General features: G+C 67.6%; 13 protein-coding genes. 5 read left to right on the top strand and 8 right to left on the bottom strand.

Annotated features, from left to right (window positions below):
* The first annotated feature begins 9 nt into the window (after positions 1-9).
* Entirely contained in the window at positions 10-1,266 is a 1,257-nt protein-coding gene (locus CEK69_RS13425; protein WP_152235838.1) for a 6-phosphofructokinase, read from the top strand.
* A gap of 190 nt (positions 1,267-1,456) precedes the next feature.
* Positions 1,457-1,720, top strand: coding sequence for a DUF6434 domain-containing protein (locus tag CEK69_RS13420; protein WP_152246118.1), 264 nt, complete (start codon positions 1,457-1,459; stop codon positions 1,718-1,720).
* A 243-nt stretch (positions 1,721-1,963) separates the two neighbouring features.
* Here CEK69_RS13420 and CEK69_RS13415 read toward each other — a convergent pair whose 3' ends face one another.
* Entirely contained in the window at positions 1,964-2,503 is a 540-nt protein-coding gene (locus tag CEK69_RS13415; RefSeq protein WP_148829579.1) for a hypothetical protein, read from the bottom strand.
* 257 nt (positions 2,504-2,760) lie between these two features.
* Here CEK69_RS13415 and CEK69_RS13410 point away from each other — a divergent pair, with 257 nt between their 5' ends.
* Positions 2,761-4,788 (top strand): sodium-translocating pyrophosphatase, encoded by a 2,028-nt coding sequence (locus CEK69_RS13410; RefSeq protein ID WP_152246096.1) that lies wholly within the window; start codon positions 2,761-2,763, stop codon positions 4,786-4,788.
* A 56-nt stretch (positions 4,789-4,844) separates the two neighbouring features.
* Here the strand turns inward: CEK69_RS13410 and CEK69_RS13405 are convergent, their stop codons facing one another.
* Positions 4,845-5,333 (bottom strand): hypothetical protein, encoded by a 489-nt coding sequence (locus CEK69_RS13405; RefSeq protein WP_152246094.1) that lies wholly within the window; start codon positions 5,331-5,333, stop codon positions 4,845-4,847.
* Positions 5,334-5,531: 198 nt separating this feature from the next.
* Between CEK69_RS13405 and ppa the strand changes: the two genes are divergently transcribed.
* Both ppa and CEK69_RS13395 read left to right on the top strand, forming a co-directional pair.
* A complete protein-coding gene (gene ppa, locus CEK69_RS13400) occupies positions 5,532-6,065 on the top strand; it encodes an inorganic diphosphatase (RefSeq protein WP_017917485.1) in 534 nt (177 codons plus the stop codon).
* Positions 6,066-6,223: 158 nt separating this feature from the next.
* On the top strand, positions 6,224-7,339 hold the full coding sequence (locus CEK69_RS13395; protein WP_148829581.1) for an HDOD domain-containing protein: 1,116 nt from the start codon (positions 6,224-6,226) through the stop codon (positions 7,337-7,339).
* A 97-nt stretch (positions 7,340-7,436) separates the two neighbouring features.
* Here CEK69_RS13395 and CEK69_RS21295 read toward each other — a convergent pair whose 3' ends face one another.
* The 6 genes from CEK69_RS21295 to thiC all read right to left on the bottom strand — a co-directional run bounded on the left by CEK69_RS21295 (position 7,437) and on the right by thiC (position 17,578).
* Positions 7,437-8,312 (bottom strand): hypothetical protein, encoded by an 876-nt coding sequence (locus tag CEK69_RS21295; RefSeq protein WP_223875541.1) that lies wholly within the window; start codon positions 8,310-8,312, stop codon positions 7,437-7,439.
* Positions 8,313-8,378: 66 nt separating this feature from the next.
* Positions 8,379-11,234 carry a TonB-dependent receptor gene (locus tag CEK69_RS13385; RefSeq protein ID WP_152246092.1) on the bottom strand — a complete coding sequence of 952 codons (2,856 nt, stop codon included), beginning with the start codon at positions 11,232-11,234 and terminating at the stop codon, positions 8,379-8,381.
* 49 nt (positions 11,235-11,283) lie between these two features.
* Positions 11,284-12,180 carry a helix-turn-helix transcriptional regulator gene (locus tag CEK69_RS13380; protein ID WP_152246090.1) on the bottom strand — a complete coding sequence of 299 codons (897 nt, stop codon included), beginning with the start codon at positions 12,178-12,180 and terminating at the stop codon, positions 11,284-11,286.
* A gap of 120 nt (positions 12,181-12,300) precedes the next feature.
* The gene (locus CEK69_RS13375) at positions 12,301-14,622 is read right to left on the bottom strand and encodes a winged helix-turn-helix domain-containing protein (protein ID WP_152246088.1); all 2,322 of its coding nucleotides are present in this window, start codon (positions 14,620-14,622) and stop codon (positions 12,301-12,303) included.
* Between the two features lie 263 nt (positions 14,623-14,885).
* Positions 14,886-15,551 (bottom strand): ion channel, encoded by a 666-nt coding sequence (locus CEK69_RS13370; protein WP_017910513.1) that lies wholly within the window; start codon positions 15,549-15,551, stop codon positions 14,886-14,888.
* A gap of 149 nt (positions 15,552-15,700) precedes the next feature.
* The gene (gene thiC / locus CEK69_RS13365) at positions 15,701-17,578 is read right to left on the bottom strand and encodes a phosphomethylpyrimidine synthase ThiC (protein ID WP_152246086.1); all 1,878 of its coding nucleotides are present in this window, start codon (positions 17,576-17,578) and stop codon (positions 15,701-15,703) included.
* Positions 17,579-17,600: the final 22 nt, after the last annotated feature.

Here is a 17,600-nt window from a genome sequence, read left to right as displayed (position 1 = left end):
ACCCCGACCATGGCCCAAGGCACCCTGCTGTACGCCCAGTCCGGCGGCGTCACCGCCGTCATCAACGCCAGCGCCGCCGCCGTCATCGGCGAAGCGCGGGCGCGCAAGGTCAAGGTGCTGGCCGCGCGCAACGGCATCCTCGGCGCGCTGCGCGAGGACCTGATCGACACCTCCAAGGAGTCGGCGGCGGCGATCGCCGCGCTGGCCCATACACCCGGCGGCGCGTTCGGCTCGTGCCGCTACAAGCTCAAGTCGCTGGAGGCCGACCGCGCCAAGTACGAGCGCCTGCTGCAGGTACTGCAGGCGCACGACGTGCGCTACTTCCTCTACAACGGCGGCAACGATTCGGCCGACACCGCGTGGAAGGTCTCGCAGCTGGCGCAGGCGTTCGGCTACCCGCTGCACTGCATCGGCGTGCCCAAGACCATCGACAACGACCTGGCGGTCACCGACACCTGCCCGGGCTTCGGCTCGGCGGCCAAGTACACCGCGGTGTCGGTGCGAGAGGCGGCGCTGGACGTGGCGGCGATGGCCGAAACCTCGACCAAGGTATTTGTCTACGAGGCCATGGGCCGCCATGCCGGCTGGCTGGCCGCCGCCGCCGGCCTGGCCGCGCAATCGCCGGACGACGCGCCGCAGATCATCCTGTTCCCCGAACGCGCCTACGACGAGGCCGCCTTCCTGGCGCAGGTGCGCAAGGTGGTGGACAAGGTCGGCTGGTGCGTGGTGGTGGCCAGCGAAGGCATCCAGACCGCCGACGGCCGCTTCGTCGCCGATGCCGGCGGCGGCACCGATGCGTTCGGACACAGCCAGCTCGGCGGCGTGGCGTCCTACCTGGCCGGCAAGGTCAAGGCCGAACTCGGCTACAAGGTGCACTGGACCCTGCCCGACTACCTGCAGCGTTCGGCCCGCCACCTCGCCTCGCGCACCGATTGGGAACAGGCGCAGGCGGTCGGCAAGGCCGCGGTGCAGTTCGCGCTGAAGGGCATGAACGCGGTGATGCCAGCGATCGTGCGCAGCAGCGACGCGCCGTACCGCTGGAAGATCGAGGCGGCACCACTGCACAAGGTCGCCAACCACGAGAAGAAGATGCCAGCCGGTTTCCTGCGCAAGGACGGCTTCGGCATCACCGAGAAGGCGCGCCGCTATCTGCAGCCGCTGATCCGCGGCGAGGCGCCGCTGCCCTACGGCACGGACGGCCTGCCCAAGTACGTAGCGCTGAAGAACGTGGCGGTGAAGAAGAAGCTGCCGGCCTGGGAGGGCTGACAGCGCGGGCGCACGATCGGCATGACGTCATCGGCGCATGCCGTCGCGCGCGGGATGTCGCCGTTGGCGCCAGCCTCTGCAGGCGCTGCGCCGGACGATCGAGGGACGCGACAGGACGCTGCAGGGGTCCTGGCGCATCCACCACGGATGTCGGATTGCCTGCAGCTTCAGAGAAGACGAGGCCACCAGGATGCGCGACACGCACGAAGACCCAAGCAGCGCGTCCGGCCACGTGCGCTTCGATTGGCACAGCGACCCCATCACCCGTGCGACGCCGGTGGACGAGCACTATCGCAACACGCAGAACGTGCGCCGCTTCCTCGTGACCATGTGCGGCGACGGCTTCGCGTTCGACCGCGCGTTCATGGCCTGGATCAGGAATGGCGTTGCCAAGACCATGGGCGACGTCGCCGACGAATGGCAGCGACGGCATACCGGCACCGTGCCGACCTGAGGCTCCGCGCGCGCCGCATGCGACGGATCGGCGACGGTCAAGAAATGCGACAGCAACGCAAAGCGCAAAGCCGCCAAGCCTGTCCTGGATCCTGCTTTACGCAGGCATCCAGGGATCGCATGCGCCGTGCCTGTGCGGCCTGACGACAGCCACATCACCGTCGCGCATACGTACCGCCGATCGCAGCCGCCCTGCCTGCGCGATGCAGGCGTGACGGCCGAGGCGGCTCGACAATCCTCCCGCTCAGCGGCAGGCCTTGCCTTCCACCGTCATCTGCGCGGTGAACTGCGGCACCTGCGGGACCTTGCCGGCGGCCGCCTGCTGCTTGGCCTCTTCCAGATAGATCCGCGACTGGCCCTGGCCATCGCGCTCGGTGTTCAGCGCCACCGGCTTGCGCCACACCCGCACCACCGCCTGCTGCGACGGACAGGCGGCGCTGGGCACGCGGATCAGATCGTTGAACTTCCAGCCGGTGGCCTCGCTGGGCTTGGCCTGGTCGAACTCGACCAGCCTGGCGCGCGGCTGGCAGGTCGGGCTGCTGCGCACCGCGGAGAAGCGGTAGGGCTGCGCCGCATCGCCGGTGTACTCGCCCTCGAAGCGCACGCAGGCCTCGGGGATCTGGCGGATGGTATGCACCACGCCCACCGCCTGCGGCGCGCTGGCCGGGCGCTGCAGTTCCGGGGTCGGGTCGGCGGCCGCAGCGGCCAGCGGCGCCAGCGCACACAGGCCGAGGGCCAGGATCGAGGCGCGTGCGCGCAGCCTTGGGGAAATCGTCGATTGCATCGGAGGGCTCCTGGGAAGCGATGCGCCACGCTGCCACGCACAGACTGAACCGTATGCCAAAAGTGAGACGCCCTGCCTGGTCGCTGGCGGCATCACGGAGGCAGGCGCATACTCGCCCACGTTCAGGCCAGATGACATTGCGATACGCACCAGCGGCGCGCGTTGTGGCCGCGGAGTCGTTGCATGCTTCAGCTCCTACGGTGTGATCCCCCGGTATGTCCAGCGCTTGGGCGCCATCCACATCCTTGGGAGGGGTCATGCTGGAACGATATGCGGTCACCGTGGCACTGGCGTGCGCGGCTCTGGCGGTGCTCTACGGCATCGTCTCCACGCGCTGGATCCTGGCGCAGCCCGCCGGCAACGAACGCATGCGGCAGATCGCCGATGCGATCCAGGAAGGCGCCCGCGCCTACCTCAACCGACAGTACCTGACCATCGCCATCGCCGGCGCGGTCCTGCTGGTGCTGGTCGGGGTGTTCCTGAGCTGGTACACCGCCGGCGGCTTCGCGATCGGCGCGGTGCTGTCCGGGGGCGCCGGCTACATCGGCATGAACCTGTCGGTGCGCGCCAACGTGCGTACCGCCGAAGCGGCGCGGCGCGGCCTGGCGCCGGCGATGGCGGTCGCGTTCCGCGGCGGCGCGATCACCGGGATGCTGGTGGTCGGGCTGGGCCTGATCGGCGTGGCCGGCTACTACGGCCTGCTGCAGTGGCTGGGACACAGCGTGGGCGACAGCCTGCATGCGCTGGTCGGCCTGGCCTTCGGCAGTTCGCTGATCTCGATCTTCGCGCGCCTGGGCGGCGGCATCTTCACCAAGGGCGCCGACGTCGGCGCGGACCTGGTCGGCAAGGTCGAGGCCGGCATCCCCGAGGACGATCCGCGCAACCCGGCGGTGATCGCCGACAACGTCGGCGACAACGTCGGCGACTGCGCCGGCATGGCCGCCGACCTGTTCGAGACCTACGCGGTCACGGTGATCGCGACGATGCTGCTGGGCGGGCTGATGGCCGCCGAGGCCGGGCGCAACGCGGTGCTGTATCCGCTGGTGCTGGGCGGGGTGTCGATCGTCGCCTCGATCGTCGGCACCTTCTTCGTGCGCGTGCGTCCGGGCGGCTCGATCATGGGCGCGCTGTACAAGGGCGTGGTGGTCTCGGCGGTGCTGGCGGCGCTGGCGTTCTGGCCGGTGACCCAGCAACTGATGGGCGACACCGCCGCCGGTGCCGGCAAGCTCTACGGCTGCGCGCTGATCGGCCTGGCGCTGACCGGGCTGATCGTGTGGATCACCGAGTACTACACCGGCACCCAGTACAAGCCGGTGCAGCACGTGGCGCAGGCCTCGACCACCGGCCATGGCACCAACATCATCGCCGGGCTCGGCATCTCGATGAAGTCCACTGCGCTGCCGGTGATCGCGGTGTGCGCCGCGATCTGGGGCGCGTTCGCGCTGTCGGGCCTGTACGGCATCGCCATCGCCGCCACCGCGATGCTGTCGATGGCCGGCATGATCGTGGCGCTGGACGCGTACGGCCCGATCACCGACAACGCCGGCGGCATCGCCGAAATGGCGGAACTGCCGCCGGAGGTGCGTGCGGTCACCGACCCGCTGGACGCGGTCGGCAACACCACCAAGGCCGTGACCAAGGGTTATGCGATCGGCTCGGCGGCGCTGGCGGCGCTGGTGCTGTTCGCCGACTACACCCACAACCTGCGCGCCGCGCACCCCACCGAAACCTTCGCCTTCGACCTATCGGACCACACGGTGATCATCGGCCTGCTGATCGGCGGCCTGATCCCCTACCTGTTCGGCGCGATGGCGATGGAAGCGGTGGGCCGCGCCGCCGGTGCGGTGGTGGAGGAAGTGCGGCGGCAGTTCCGCGAGATCGCCGGCATCATGCAGGGCACCGGCAAGCCGCAATACGACCGCGCGGTGGACATGCTGACCCGCTCGGCGATCCGCGAAATGATCGTGCCCTCGTTGCTGCCGGTGGCGGTGCCGATCGTGGTCGGCCTGTTGCTGGGCCCGCGCGCGCTCGGCGGCCTGCTGATCGGCACCATCGTCACCGGGCTGTTCGTGGCCATCTCCATGACCACCGGCGGCGGCGCCTGGGACAACGCCAAGAAGTACATCGAGGACGGCCATTTCGGCGGCAAGGGCAGCGAGGCGCACAAGGCCGCGGTCACCGGCGACACCGTCGGCGACCCGTACAAGGACACCGCCGGCCCGGCGATCAATCCGCTGATCAAGATCATCAACATCGTGGCGTTGCTGCTGGTGCCGCTGCTGTAGCCACACGCGCAGCGGGCATCGGCGACATGCCGGTGCCTGCTGCGCGTTCTTTGCCGCTACAGGCAGTCGATCAGACCGTCGTTGATGCTGTGCTCGCTGTGCGGCAGCGGCGCGAACAGCGGCCGCTCGCCCGACAGCGTCGCATACAGCGCGTGCAGCCGGGTCTGCGGCTGCAGCGGGGTCCGGCAGTGCCACAGCCGCGCATCGACCACGACCCGGCCGGTGTCCGCATCGATACTGGCCTCGCTGGCGCCGAAGCTCCAGATGCACTCCCCGATCACCCCGTCGCGCTGGCGCACCGAGCAGCGATAGCGCAGCGGCCGGTAGTCGCTGTAGTCGCCTTCGCAGAAGGTGTCGCCGCAGAGCTGGTCGAAGTCGTGCGCCAACCGTTGCTCCAGGTCGGCGAACGCCTCCCAGCCCTCGCCCGGGGCGGGATAGTCCATCGCATCCACGTAGGCCGGTTGCGCCTGCTGCGCCTGCGCACCGCCGCAGGCCAGGACCAGCACCGCCAGCAGCGGCAGCATCGATTGCCGGATTCCGTTCATCGTCTTGCTCCTTGGGTGGGGACAGTGGCCACAGGGTCGCCGCCGCCCGATTCCGGCACCATCGGAATGCGCCCCATGCGGGCCGGTATGGAGTCTGAAACCGCTGTAGGAATCCTCCGAACCGCCGTGCGCTGCATTGCAACAGCCAACCGACTAGAATGCCTGCCTCTTTAGAAGCCACTCCACTGGAGCTAGCGCATGGGTCTGGAACTGGTCACCTCCGGCAAGAACCTGCCGGAAGAAATCAACGTCGTCATCGAAATCCCGAAGGATTCCGAGCCGGTCAAGTACGAAGTGGACAAGGCCAGCGGCGCCATCTTCGTCGACCGCATCCTCTCCACCCCGATGCGCTACCCGTGCAACTACGGCTACGTGCCCAATACCCTGTGCGGCGACGGCGACCCGGCCGACGTGCTGGTGGTGCTGCCGCTGCCGCTGGTGCCCGGCTGCGTGGTGCGCTGCCGCCCGGTCGGCGTGCTGAAGATGAGCGACGAGGCCGGTAGCGACGAGAAGATCCTGGCGGTGCCGGTGGCCAAGGTGTTCCAGGGCTATGCGCACATCGAGGACATCACCCAGGTGTCCGGCCACTGGATGGAGCGCATCGGCCACTTCTTCGAGCACTACAAGGACCTGGAGAAGGGCAAGTGGGTCAAGCTCGACGGCTGGGGCAACGCCGAGGAAGCCAAGCGCATCCTGCGCGAGTCCGTGACCCGCTTCGAAGCCGGCGCCTGAGCCGCCGCCACGGCGGGGCGCTGCCGCCCCGCCGTGGCTGATCCGTTTCACGTTTTGCCGTTGCCGGGGCGCCGCCCTTCGGGGTTTGCGGTACATTGCGCCATGGCATCACCGAGCCCGGTCCGTCCGCGATCCGGCTCTTCTTGGGGGACAGTCTCTTGCGCATCCTGTTCGTCGGCGACGAAGCCAGCCTTCCGTCCGAAGTCACTGAATACATTCGCGATCTTGGCGACGACTGGCAGGTCCAGAGCGTTGCCGACGGCAATGCCGCGATCGCCGCGGCGGCCACGGTGCGCCTGGATGCGGTGATCGCCGCGCCGACGCTGCCGGACCTGACCACCGCCACCCTGCTCGGCCAGATCCGCACGCTGAGCCCGGAAACCATCCGCATCGCGCTGATCGAGGCCGAACAGAGCAATCGCGCGCCGCCGGCGCGGATCATCGGCGTGGCCCACCGGTTCCTGCCGCTGCCGCTGTCCCCCGAAATGCTGCTGGAGGCGGTCACCAGCCTGGAGGAACTGCAGGAACTGCTGGGCAACCCGCGCCTGCGTTCCAGCATCGGCCGCATCGAGAAGCTGCCCTCGCCGCCGCATCTGTACCTGAGCCTGATGCACGCGCTGGAGCAGGACGAAGGCAGCAACGCCGCCGACCTGGCCAAGCTGGTCTCGGCCGACCCGGCGATCGCGGCCAAGGTGCTGCAGCTGTGCAATTCGGCGTTCTTCTCCAACGGCCGCACCATTTCCGACCTGCGCACCGCCGTGACCCGGCTGGGCACCGCCACCCTGCGCGACCTGGTCCTGGCCAGCGAAGTGTTCTCGGTGCAGGCGCTGTCCAACACCGAGCGCAACGCGCTGCAGCAGCGCTCGCTACTGGCGTCCAAGCTGGCCGCGAAGATGCTGCCGGCTTCCAGCGTCGAACTCGGTTCGACCGCGGCGCTGCTGGCCGACATCGGCCTGCTGCTGCCGGGCGTGCGCGACGAGCGCGAGCCGCCCACCGATGCCAACGACACCCGGCCGGGCCACGCCGAAGCCGGTGCCTACCTGCTGGGCCTGTGGGGCCTGCCGATGCCGATCATCGAGGCGGTGGCCTTCCATCGCCAGCCGCAGCGTTCCAGCACCCGCAGCTTCTGGGTCACCGGCGCGGTGCACGTGGCGATGGCGCTGGCCAGCGGCTCGGAGGTCGACGAGGAGTACCTCTCCAAGACCGGCATGCTCAACAAGCTGCCGAGCTGGCGCGAGCATGCCGAGAACCTGATGGGACTGACCTCGGCGTAGGAATCATCATCCTATGCACGAAAAATTTGACCTCCGCGGAAAATAAACGCAAAAAAAACGGGCCACAAGGCCCGTCTTTTTTAACAGGGGACAAGACTTACTGCGTTCTATACTGAACGAGGCAAACTTGCTGCACGCCGGATCCGCTGCAACTGATGGCGCGAACCGAGCCACCTTGGGAGCCGACGACTTTGATTGTGGCGCCTAAACTTTGCATGTGCTCGGCCATGCGGTTCAAATTTTCACCACCATAATCCGTCCAATCCCCCTGAACCTCCTGGATATCACTGGGAATAAGCTGCCCAGCGCCGGTACGCGCACTACCGGGCTCCGTATTTCCATTCTGATTTTCAAGATTGACAATGATTGTCACATAAGACCCATCCTTGAAAACCACCTTGTACATTATCCGTGCCTGATCACGCAGCCCGGTGTAGTTGGATGCCAACTGCAACAAGTCAGTCATTGCCGTAAGGACATTGGCGCCAACGACTGAAGATATAACATTTACATTACCGGTCGCCGATTCGATCATCGCCCTCAAATTAGCGTCCCGAACGAATTCGTATGCGGTCTTGCTAGCAGCATCGGGGTTAAGTCCAAGCATGCTGACCGGAACATTGTAAGTAGGGCGTATTGTTCCACCACCGCTAACATAAAGTTCGTGAGCACGTCTCACTTCCTCGGAAGCACCCGGCGGCGGCGTCTGCTTACGAACGACCGGATTCGCCGCAGTTGTCGTGCGGAGCGGAACTCCACCACCGCCGCCACCAGATCCCACGTACCACTGCTGGATCTTGTTTCCACTCACGCTGTACACAATGTGCGTACCCGTGCCGCGATTTACGGCTTCTGCGCGAAAATCCCCATCATCCTGACAGCTTTCACATCGAATCGCAGCAGCTTCGGCCGAAGGACCGTAGAACGTTCCAGCACCAACAGCAACCACGCCAATCAGAAAATGTCTAATCACGATAAAATCCTTTTTTAAGAAAAAAGCATGGCGGGCCTTGGCCCGCCATGCGCTAGTTCAATCAAATCAGAAGCGCTGGGTGTACTTCATGTACACGTAGCGACCGATGTCGAAGCCGCCGTAGTAGGCGAAGCTGCTGTCCGGGGCCGAGTACATCAGCGGACCGCGGTGGTCGAACACATTGTTCGCACCGATGGCGATCGTCGCGTCCCACGGCGCCTTCCAGTTGACCTGCAGGTCGTGGAAGGTGTTGGAACCGGTGTGACGCAGCGGATCGGCTTCGCCATTGGCGAAGTGGTCCGGCGCATCGCAGTAGTCAGCAGCGCGCGAGATGCACTTTTCCTTCATGCCGGAGTAGTAGCGCAGGGTGTAATTCACACCGAAGTCGCCCAGCGTCCAGTTCACGCCCAGGTTGGAACGCACGCGGAAGATGCCCGGAGTACCGACACTGCCGATGGTGATGTTGTCGCCCGCAGCGTTCTGGCCGGCTTCGTCGTACTTGCTGACGTAGCTGGTCTGCCAGTCGATCATGATCTTGCCGAACGCCATTTCCGGCAGACGGTAGCGGATGCCCAGATCGTAGCCTTCGGTCTCCATCTGGCCGAGGTTGGCCACACCGTAGGTCATCGCAGAGATGTGGCCGTCGGCGGCGCGGGTCACGCCGGCGCAGCGCTCGGCATTGCCCAGCACGTAGCAGTCGCGCAGGATGCGATCGACGCTATCGGCGATGATCATGTCCTTGATCTCGTAGCGGTACCAATCCAGCGAGATGTCCAGGCCCTGTACCCAGCGCGGGCTCCACACCAGACCGGCGGTCTTGCTGGTGGAGGTTTCCGGACGCAGGTTCGGGTTGGAGCCGCTGATGAACTCGTCCGGGGTCTGGCAAGGAAGGGTCGAACACGGCACGTAGCCCTGGCCCAGCTGGGTGTAGCCGACCGGCACGCCGGCCGCGGAACACGCCGCATTGCCGTTGACGCTGTTCGGCGCACCCACGCCGCACGGATCGATGTACGACTCGAAGCTGCTGTTCAGGCCGCCATACAGATCGCTGATCGTCGGGGCGCGGAAGCCCTCGGCGTAGGTGCCGCGGACCAGCAGTTCGTCGATCGGCTTCCAGGTGAAGCCGAACTTGGAGTTCACCGTGTCGCCGAAGTTGCTGTAGTCCGAGTAGCGGCTGGCCAGGTTCAGGGTCAGCTGCTTGGCGAACGCCATGTCGGCCAGGATCGGCACGTTCAACTCGAGGTAGAACTCGTCCAGATCGTAGTTGCCGGCGGTGGTCTTGGCGCCCAGGCCGGTGCTCTCACCCGACTGCGCGAAGGCGTCCGGCGAGAAGCGGCCTTCTTCCTTGCGGTGCTCGTAGCCGACCGCGATGCCGAGGTCGCCCGCCGGCAGCGTCGCCAGCGTGCCGCTCAGGTTGGCGGTGTAGCTGGTGGTCTTGGTCAGGCCGGTATCGGTGAAGTACGGGAACAGGAAGGCCTGGGTGTCCGCATCGGCCAGCGAACCCGGGCCGGCCACGCCGAACGGCAGCAGCGGGTTCCACGGACGGCAGGTGCTCAGCGACACCGGCGCGGCGGCGGTGCCGCACTGGGCGACGCCGTTGGCGTTGATGAAGGACGAACCCAGTGCCTGGCGCGCCGCGATCAGGCTCATGTCGCCGTGACCGGTCTTGGTGCTCTCGTTGCGGTTCCACAGCGCACCGACGTCCCAGTCCCAGCTCTTGTCGGCGAACTCGAAGGAGCCGCTGATGGTCGGCGCGAAGCGCGTGGTCTTCAGCTTGCTCTCGGTGGTACGCGGCACTTCCCAGAGGCGGCGGCGGAAGTCGATGTCCTGGCCGATCGGGTTGAACGCGCTGTCGCCGGCCAGCGGGGTGCCGAACGCGGCGGACTGGTACGGATAGCCGGCGATCTGCTGATCGGTGGTGCGCTCGTTGTAGAGCACGTCGGCGTTGAAGACGATGGAGTCGGTCAGGTCGTAGTTGGCGTTGGCGAACACCGACTTACGCTCGATGCCGGTCTGCACCATCATCTGCTGGTTGGAGTTGGCGTACTCGGCCGGGGTCAGCGGATGGTAGTCGGCCGGATTGTTCGGGTTGCCGCCCTGGTTCAGCGTCTGCCACACAGCGACTTCCGGATCCGAGCAATCCACGGTCAGCGGGTTGCACCAGCTGCCGTTCTGGCTGATCGGACTCCAGCCGCTCGGCGTCGAGTTCGGGCCACGGCTGCCGTCGCGGCTGAACCAACGGTTCTTGGCGAACACCGGATCCTGCTTGGAATACTCGGCGGTCAGCGCCACGCCACCGCGCTCGCCCTGGGTGCCGATGGTGAAGGAGTACTGCGAGGTCTTGCCGTCGCCTTCGCCGAACTGGCCGAACTCGGCCGAGACTTCGGCGCCGTCGAAGCGCTTGCGGGTGATGACGTTGACCACGCCGGCAATGGCGTCGGAGCCGTAGATCGACGAGGCGCCGTCCTTCAGCACTTCGATGCGCTCGATCGCCGCCATCGGCACCTGGCTCAGGTCCTGCAGGCCGGAGGTGGTCGCGCCCAGGCGCTTGCCGTTCAATAGCACCAGGGTACGCTCGGCACCGAGGTTGCGCAGGTCGACGTAGTAGCCGCCGACGTTTTCGCCGGACGCAAGCGCGTCGGCGCGCGAGATCGCCGGCGAGCCGGCCGAGGTCAGGTTCTGCAGCACGTCGGCGACCGAGGTGTAGCCCTGGCGCTCCAGCGCCTGGCGGTCCAGGGTCAGGATCGGCTGCTGGGTTTCGACGTCGGCGCTGCGGATGCGCGAACCGGTGATTTCGATCCGGTCCAGCGTGGTGGTGGACGAGGCGGCGGCTTCTTGCGCGCCGGCAATCGCCGGCGTCAACGCGATCGCGATGCTGGCGGGCAGCAAGCCCAGCCGCACTGCGGGAGTGCGAAGGTTCATCAATCTCTCCAGGGTAACGTTAGGGGCGTGTTAAGACGCCCTCGGCACGTTACGTTCCGGTGAGCGCGGCTGCTTTGCCGCTGTCGCCTGCAGACTTTGCCGATTCTGGCGGCACGGTGCTGCCATCGCGATATTGCGAGGCGGAGACGCCGAAGCGTGCGCGGAACGCCCGCGCGAAGCTGCAGCAGTTGTCGAATCCGCTGGCGGCGGCCACCTCGCCGATCATCATCGTGGTGTCGCGCAACAGGTCCGCCGCGCGCTCCAGGCGCAGGCGCGCCGACAACGCCTGCGGGCTTTCCTCGTACAGGCTCTGGAACGTCTTGGACAGGTACCAGCCGGAGAAGTTGGTCAGCTCGGCCAGTTCGCTGATCCGCACCACGCGGTCGCGATTGCCGTCCAGATACAGCCGCGCACGCTGCATGCGCCCGAACACCTGGCGCTTGCGCATCCGTGAGCGCCCGGGACAGCGCTGCACGCGGCGCGACAACTCGCCCTGCATGGAGGCCAGATGCAGCAGCACCGGCCGCATCGCCAACGCATCGCCGGGCCGCGCCGCCGCCTGCCGCCACAGGCGCAAGGCGGTCCGCGTCTCGCGCAGCGACAACTCGCCGCGCCCCGCATACAAGGTCTCGTCGGCCATCCGGCCCAAGGCCTTCAGCGCCTCGCCATCCAGGCTCAGACCGATGCACAGGCCGTCGCGGTCGGTCTGCAGCATCGGCCGCGAGTCGCGTTCGAAGGCCAGCCACTGGCCGCGGCGCAGGGCGAAACGTCCCTCCTTGGCCTCGATCCAGGCGCTGCCACGCAACTGCAGCCAGACCGTGAAGGCATTCGCCGAGGCCTGCACGCTGGCCAGGCGCGCTGCGCCCAGGCAGGCCGGACCCGCCGGCGCGTCGTCGGCGTCCAGCACCAGTTGTTGTCCATGATCGACCAGGAAAGATTGCCGCATCCGAGCACCTGCTTGACGTAAACCGGTGCGCAGTCTTTGCCGAATGTGGCGACAGGTCAGGACGTCTTGGCGATAGTTGTCCGAAATCGCCACGACGCCCTTACGAACAACTTACGAAGCCTATTTTTCCTTCCGGATCAGCCAGTTGTGCGAGATGGTCGAGAACCATTCCGGCTGCTCATGCATACGCATGAAGCCGATCTCGCTGCCGTCCTCGACCGCCAGTGCCACATAGGCGTCGCCACTGCGCGGATCGATGCTGAAGCCGTTGACCGCACTGAAGTGGTCGCGGTCCAGGCACACGCTTGCAGCGAGGCCACCGTCGATCCGCGCCATGCGGCTGGCGCATTCGCCGGTCTGGAACAGGTAATGCACCGCACCCTCGGGGCCCAGCGCCCAGCTGCGGTAGCGCCACAGCGATGGCAGACTGTCGTCCACGACACGCACGCTGGCTAGGTCCAGGCTGGCATCGACGCGCCACAGGCCGCTGCGCGCGAGCCGGGTGAACAGGATTTCCCCAGTGGCAGGATCGGCGCGGACCTGGGAAACATCCGGCAAGCTCGCCAAGGGCCGCCAGGGCACTGCACGCCGGTCGTACAACTGCAGGCGGGTGCGGCCGTTCTCGCCCAGCAGGACCAGCAGTTGCCCGGGTTCGGCGGTGTACAACGCCTGCAGCGGCTCGCCGGCCGGCACCGGCAAGGCCGCCACACTGCCGGATTGCGGCCGGACCTCATAGATCGCCGAATGCCCCTGCGCATCGCGGCCGCTGACCAGCAGCACCTGGCTGTCGGCCGACCACGCCAGGGGCTGCCGGGTCTCCGGCCGCACGCCCTCGATCAGCCGCAACGAGGTCGGCTGGCGCACATCGCCCCACCACAGTGCATAGCTGCCGTCGCGATCGGAGGTGAAGGCGAGTTGGCGCCCGTCGGGCGCGATGCTCGGCTGGCCGTCGCGGCCGGTGGACGCGAACAGCCGCTGGCGCTCGCGCGGCACATCCGCCGCTCCCGCCCGGATGCGGTACACGGCGAACTGCGGACGCCGGTGCACGAACGCCAGGCTGCCGCCGTCGCGCGCCAGCCGCGGCGCCTGCGCATCGCTCAGGCCCAGGTCGCGCAGGCGCCGGGTCTGGGTGTCCAGCCGGTACAGCCGGGTCTCGCCATCGACGCGGCGCCCGAACACGATGCCCTGCCCGTCGCGCGCCCAGTCCCAGCCGCGGATCTCGGCGAATTCGTGGGTCAACGGCTCGGCGGTGCCGCCGGCCGCTGGCATCCGCCACAGCCCGCCCATCTGCGGATTGCGCACGAAGGCGATCCATTTGCCGTCCGGCGAGTAACGCGGCGCGTAATCGAAATCGCCGGCGGCGACCGGATAATCCAGCGCCGTCCAGCGCCCGCTGCCCAGATCCAGCACGCGGATGCCGCGCGCCGGCTGACGCCCGTTCATGCTGCCGAACACCAGGCCGCGGCCATCCGGCGTCCAGTCGAAGCTGAGCAATTCGCTGTCGTCGCAGCGCGCGACCTCGCGCGCGGGCGTGCGCCCGTCGGCCTGCACCAGCATCACCCGGCACTGGCGGTCGGCACCGAGTCGGGCGAAGGCGATGTGCGTGCCGTCGGGCGACCAGGCGGGCAGGCGGTCGGAGGCGCCGCGGGCCGGAACGCCCAGCGAGCGCGGGGGGGTACTGCCGGCAGCGCCGCTGGTCGGCTGGATGAGCAGCTGGGTGCCATCGCTGCCGCTGGCGCGTGCGGCATAGGCCACCTGCGCGCCATCCGGAGACAGCGCCGGCTCCAGCTTGAACCCGGACATGGCGGTGATCAGCCGGTACGGCCGCTTGGGGCTGCCCAGCACGCGTTCCTGCTCGGCGCTGTCGGCGGGCACGGCCTCGGGGCGCGCGAACCACCACCAGCAGGCCAGCGCCAGCACCAGCACCAGCATCGCCGCCGCACCGGCGGCGGCGGCGAGCCATGACGGCGCGCGCCGCCGCGCCGCAGGGTCGATGGCCGGAACACGCGCCGCAGCCGTCTCCGTGGCGGCGTCCGTGTCCAGCGATGGAGCCGCCGCCGCGCCCGCCTCGGCCTCGACATCCGGCAAGGCCTGTACCGGTGCCACCAGGCGGTAGCCGGACTTGGCCAGGGTCTCGATGTACACCGGCGCCTCGCCGCGCACGCCGGCCGCGAACGCCTTGCGCAACTGGGTGATGGCCTGCGTCACCACATCGTTGGTCGGCTGCGTGTCCGGCCAGACCTGCGCCAACAGCGCCTCGCGCTCCACCACTTGACCCGGTTGCGCCAGCAACACCCGCAGCACCCCCATCGCCTTGGGCGTGAGCCGTTGCGGCCGGCGCGCGCGCGGGGCGTGCACCTCGCGCAAGGACAGCAGCACCAGGCAATCGCCCACCTGCATCCGTTGCGGAAGCGTCGGTGTGGCGAACGATGAGGAAACCATGTTGGACAACGAAGAACGCCGTGAGGGAGGTGCCGCGAATGCGGCGGCTGCGCGACCACGCGTGGCCCCGTGACAGAGGCCAACGAGCAAACTCGGCAAAACGAGGCAGCGGATGCCGCCAAGCGCGGCTTGTCACTCAATTCTACTCTAGTCATCGCCGCCGCTAGCCGCGACGACGCATTCAGGCTCTCTCTCCGCCGACGAAATTCACATAATCGCTCCATGACTGCGCGCCCCTGGGCGCGCTTTTTTTTACGCCACGTTCACGTCTTCATGTGGCGTGTGACGCTGAGCCCAATCAATCGCGACACCACCAAGGCGATGTACATCACGCCGGCGAACTGTTCGATCATCACCAGCGCGCGGGCGAACGGCTGCACCGGCACGACATCGCTCAGGCCCACGCCCGAGAGCACGCTGAAGCTCAGATACAGCAATTCCATCCAGGTCCGCGGCGAGGCCGCGTCCACGGCCGCGGTGAAGCTGCCCGGCAGCCATTGCTGGCACACCGCGAAGACGAACGCGAAGGCCCAGGCCAGCAAGGTGAAGGTGGCGCCGGCGGCATACAGTTCGTCGCGGGTGACCACGTGGTCCTGCAGCATGTAGGCGATCAGGCTGCCGGCGGTATAGAAGTACAGCAGGCTTTCCAGCAGTTGCGCCCAGGCAGTCATTGCCGGATTGCCGAGCAGCGCCGCGGCGATCGACAGCGCCACCGACGGCAGCGCCAGGCAACAGGCGATCCATAGCGCCGAGGGTCCGCGGTTGACCACCCACAACGCCAGCGCCAGCACCACGATGCCGAAGGCGCCGAACAGCGCGCGCCCGGCCGCGGTGTCCTCCATCCAGGGATACAGCAGCACGCCCAGCAGTTGCACCGCGAGCAACAGCGCGGACGGATGGCGACGCAGCGCGAACGCATAGCGCAGCATGAGACATTCCCTGTGGCGACCAGCGCGCATCATAGACGCGCGCGTGGATGACGCCGTCGTCATGATCGCGGCGCACTTCGCACACCCACGCACGGCCAGGTCCATGTCGGCAGTGGCGGCGGCGCCCTGCGGCGCCGACCGCCGTGCGCTCACTCGGCGCGGTACACCTGCGCGCCAGCCGCCAGGAACTGCGCCGACTTCTCGGCCATGCCGGCCTGCAGCGCCGCTTCCGCGTCGACCCCGTGCTCGGCGGCGTAGTCGCGCACGTCCTGGGTGATCTTCATCGAACAGAAGTGCGGTCCGCACATCGAACAGAAATGCGCCAGCTTGTGCGCGTCCTTGGGCAGGGTCTCGTCGTGGAACTCGCGCGCCTTCTCCGGATCCAGGCCGAGATGGAACTGGTCGTCCCAGCGGAACTCGAAGCGCGCCTTGGACAAGGCGTTGTCGCGCACCTGCGCGCCGGGGTGGCCCTTGGCCAGGTCCGCGGCGTGCGCGGCGATCTTGTAGGCCATGATGCCGTCGCGCACGTCGGCGCGGTTGGGCAGGCCCAGATGCTCCTTCGGCGTGACGTAGCACAGCATCGCGGTGCCGAACCAGCCGATCATCGCCGCACCGATCGCTGAGGTGATGTGGTCGTAGCCGGGCGCGATGTCGGTGGTCAGCGGCCCCAGCGTGTAGAACGGCGCCTCGCCGCACTCGCGCAGCTGCTTGTCCATGTTCTCCTTGATCAATTGCATCGGCACGTGGCCGGGGCCCTCGATCATGGTCTGCACGTCGTGCTTCCAGGCGAGCCTTGTCAGTTCGCCCAGCGTTTCCAGTTCGCCGAACTGGGCGGCGTCGTTGGCGTCGGCGATGCAACCCGGGCGCAAGCCGTCGCCCAGCGAAAAGGCCACGTCGTAGGCCTTCATGATCTCGCAGATATCCTCGAAGTGGGTGTAGAGGAAGTTCTCGCGATGATGCGCCAGGCACCACTTGGCCAGGATCGAGCCGCCGCGCGAGACGATGCCGGTGACGCGCTTGGCGGTCAGCGGGACGTAGCGCAGCAGCACGCCGGCATGGATGGTGAAGTAGTCCACGCCCTGTTCGGCCTGCTCGATCAGGGTGTCGCGGAAGATCTCCCAGGTCAGTTCCTCGGCGCGGCCATCCACCTTCTCCAGCGCCTGGTAGATCGGCACGGTGCCGATCGGCACCGGCGAGTTGCGCACGATCCATTCGCGGGTCTCGTGGATGTGCTTGCCGGTGGACAGGTCCATCACCGTGTCCCCGCCCCAGCGGATCGCCCACACCAGTTTCTCCACTTCCTCGGCGATGCCGGAGCTGACCGCGCTGTTGCCGATGTTGGCGTTGATCTTGGTCAGGAAGTTGCGGCCGATGATCATCGGCTCGCTTTCCGGATGGTTGATGTTGCACGGCAGGATGGCGCGGCCGCGGGCGATCTCGTCGCGCACGAACTCGGGCGTGATCTGCCGCGGGATGGCGGCGCCGAACGCTTCGCCGGGATGCTGCACGCGCAATTGCGCATCGCGCAGGTCCTGCAGGCGCTGGTTCTCTCGGATCGCCACGAACTCCATTTCCGGGGTGACGATCCCGCGCCGTGCGTAATGCATCTGGGTGACGTTGGCGCCGTCGCGGGCGCGTCGCGGCAGACGCCGTGCCGGGAAGCGCACCGCCTGCAGGCGCGCATCGTCCTCGCGCGCGCGCCCGAACTGCGAACTGAGCCCGGCCAGCGCCACGCTGTCGCCGCGCTCGGCGATCCAGGCGGCGCGCAGCGGCGCCAAGCCGGCGCCGAGATCGATCCGCACCTGCGGGTCGGTGTACGGCCCGGACGTGTCGTAGACGGTGACCGGGGCATTTTCCTCGCCGCCGAACACGGTGGGCGTGCGGGTCAGCGCGATCTCGCGCATCGGCACCTGCAGATCGGCGCGCGAGCCCGGCACGAAGATCTTGCGCGAACCAGGGATCGGGCGGGTCACCGCCGCGGACAAGGTGTCGGTCTGCTGCTGCAGCGGATTGGGTACGGCGTTCATCGGCGTTCGTCCTGGTTCAAGT

This window comes from Xanthomonas sp. LMG 12462 (assembly GCF_009192885.1).
GTDB classification, from domain to species: domain Bacteria; phylum Pseudomonadota; class Gammaproteobacteria; order Xanthomonadales; family Xanthomonadaceae; genus Xanthomonas_A; species Xanthomonas_A sontii.
Note: the sequence above shows the minus strand (reverse complement) of the source record. Positions and strands in the feature narration are given on the sequence as shown.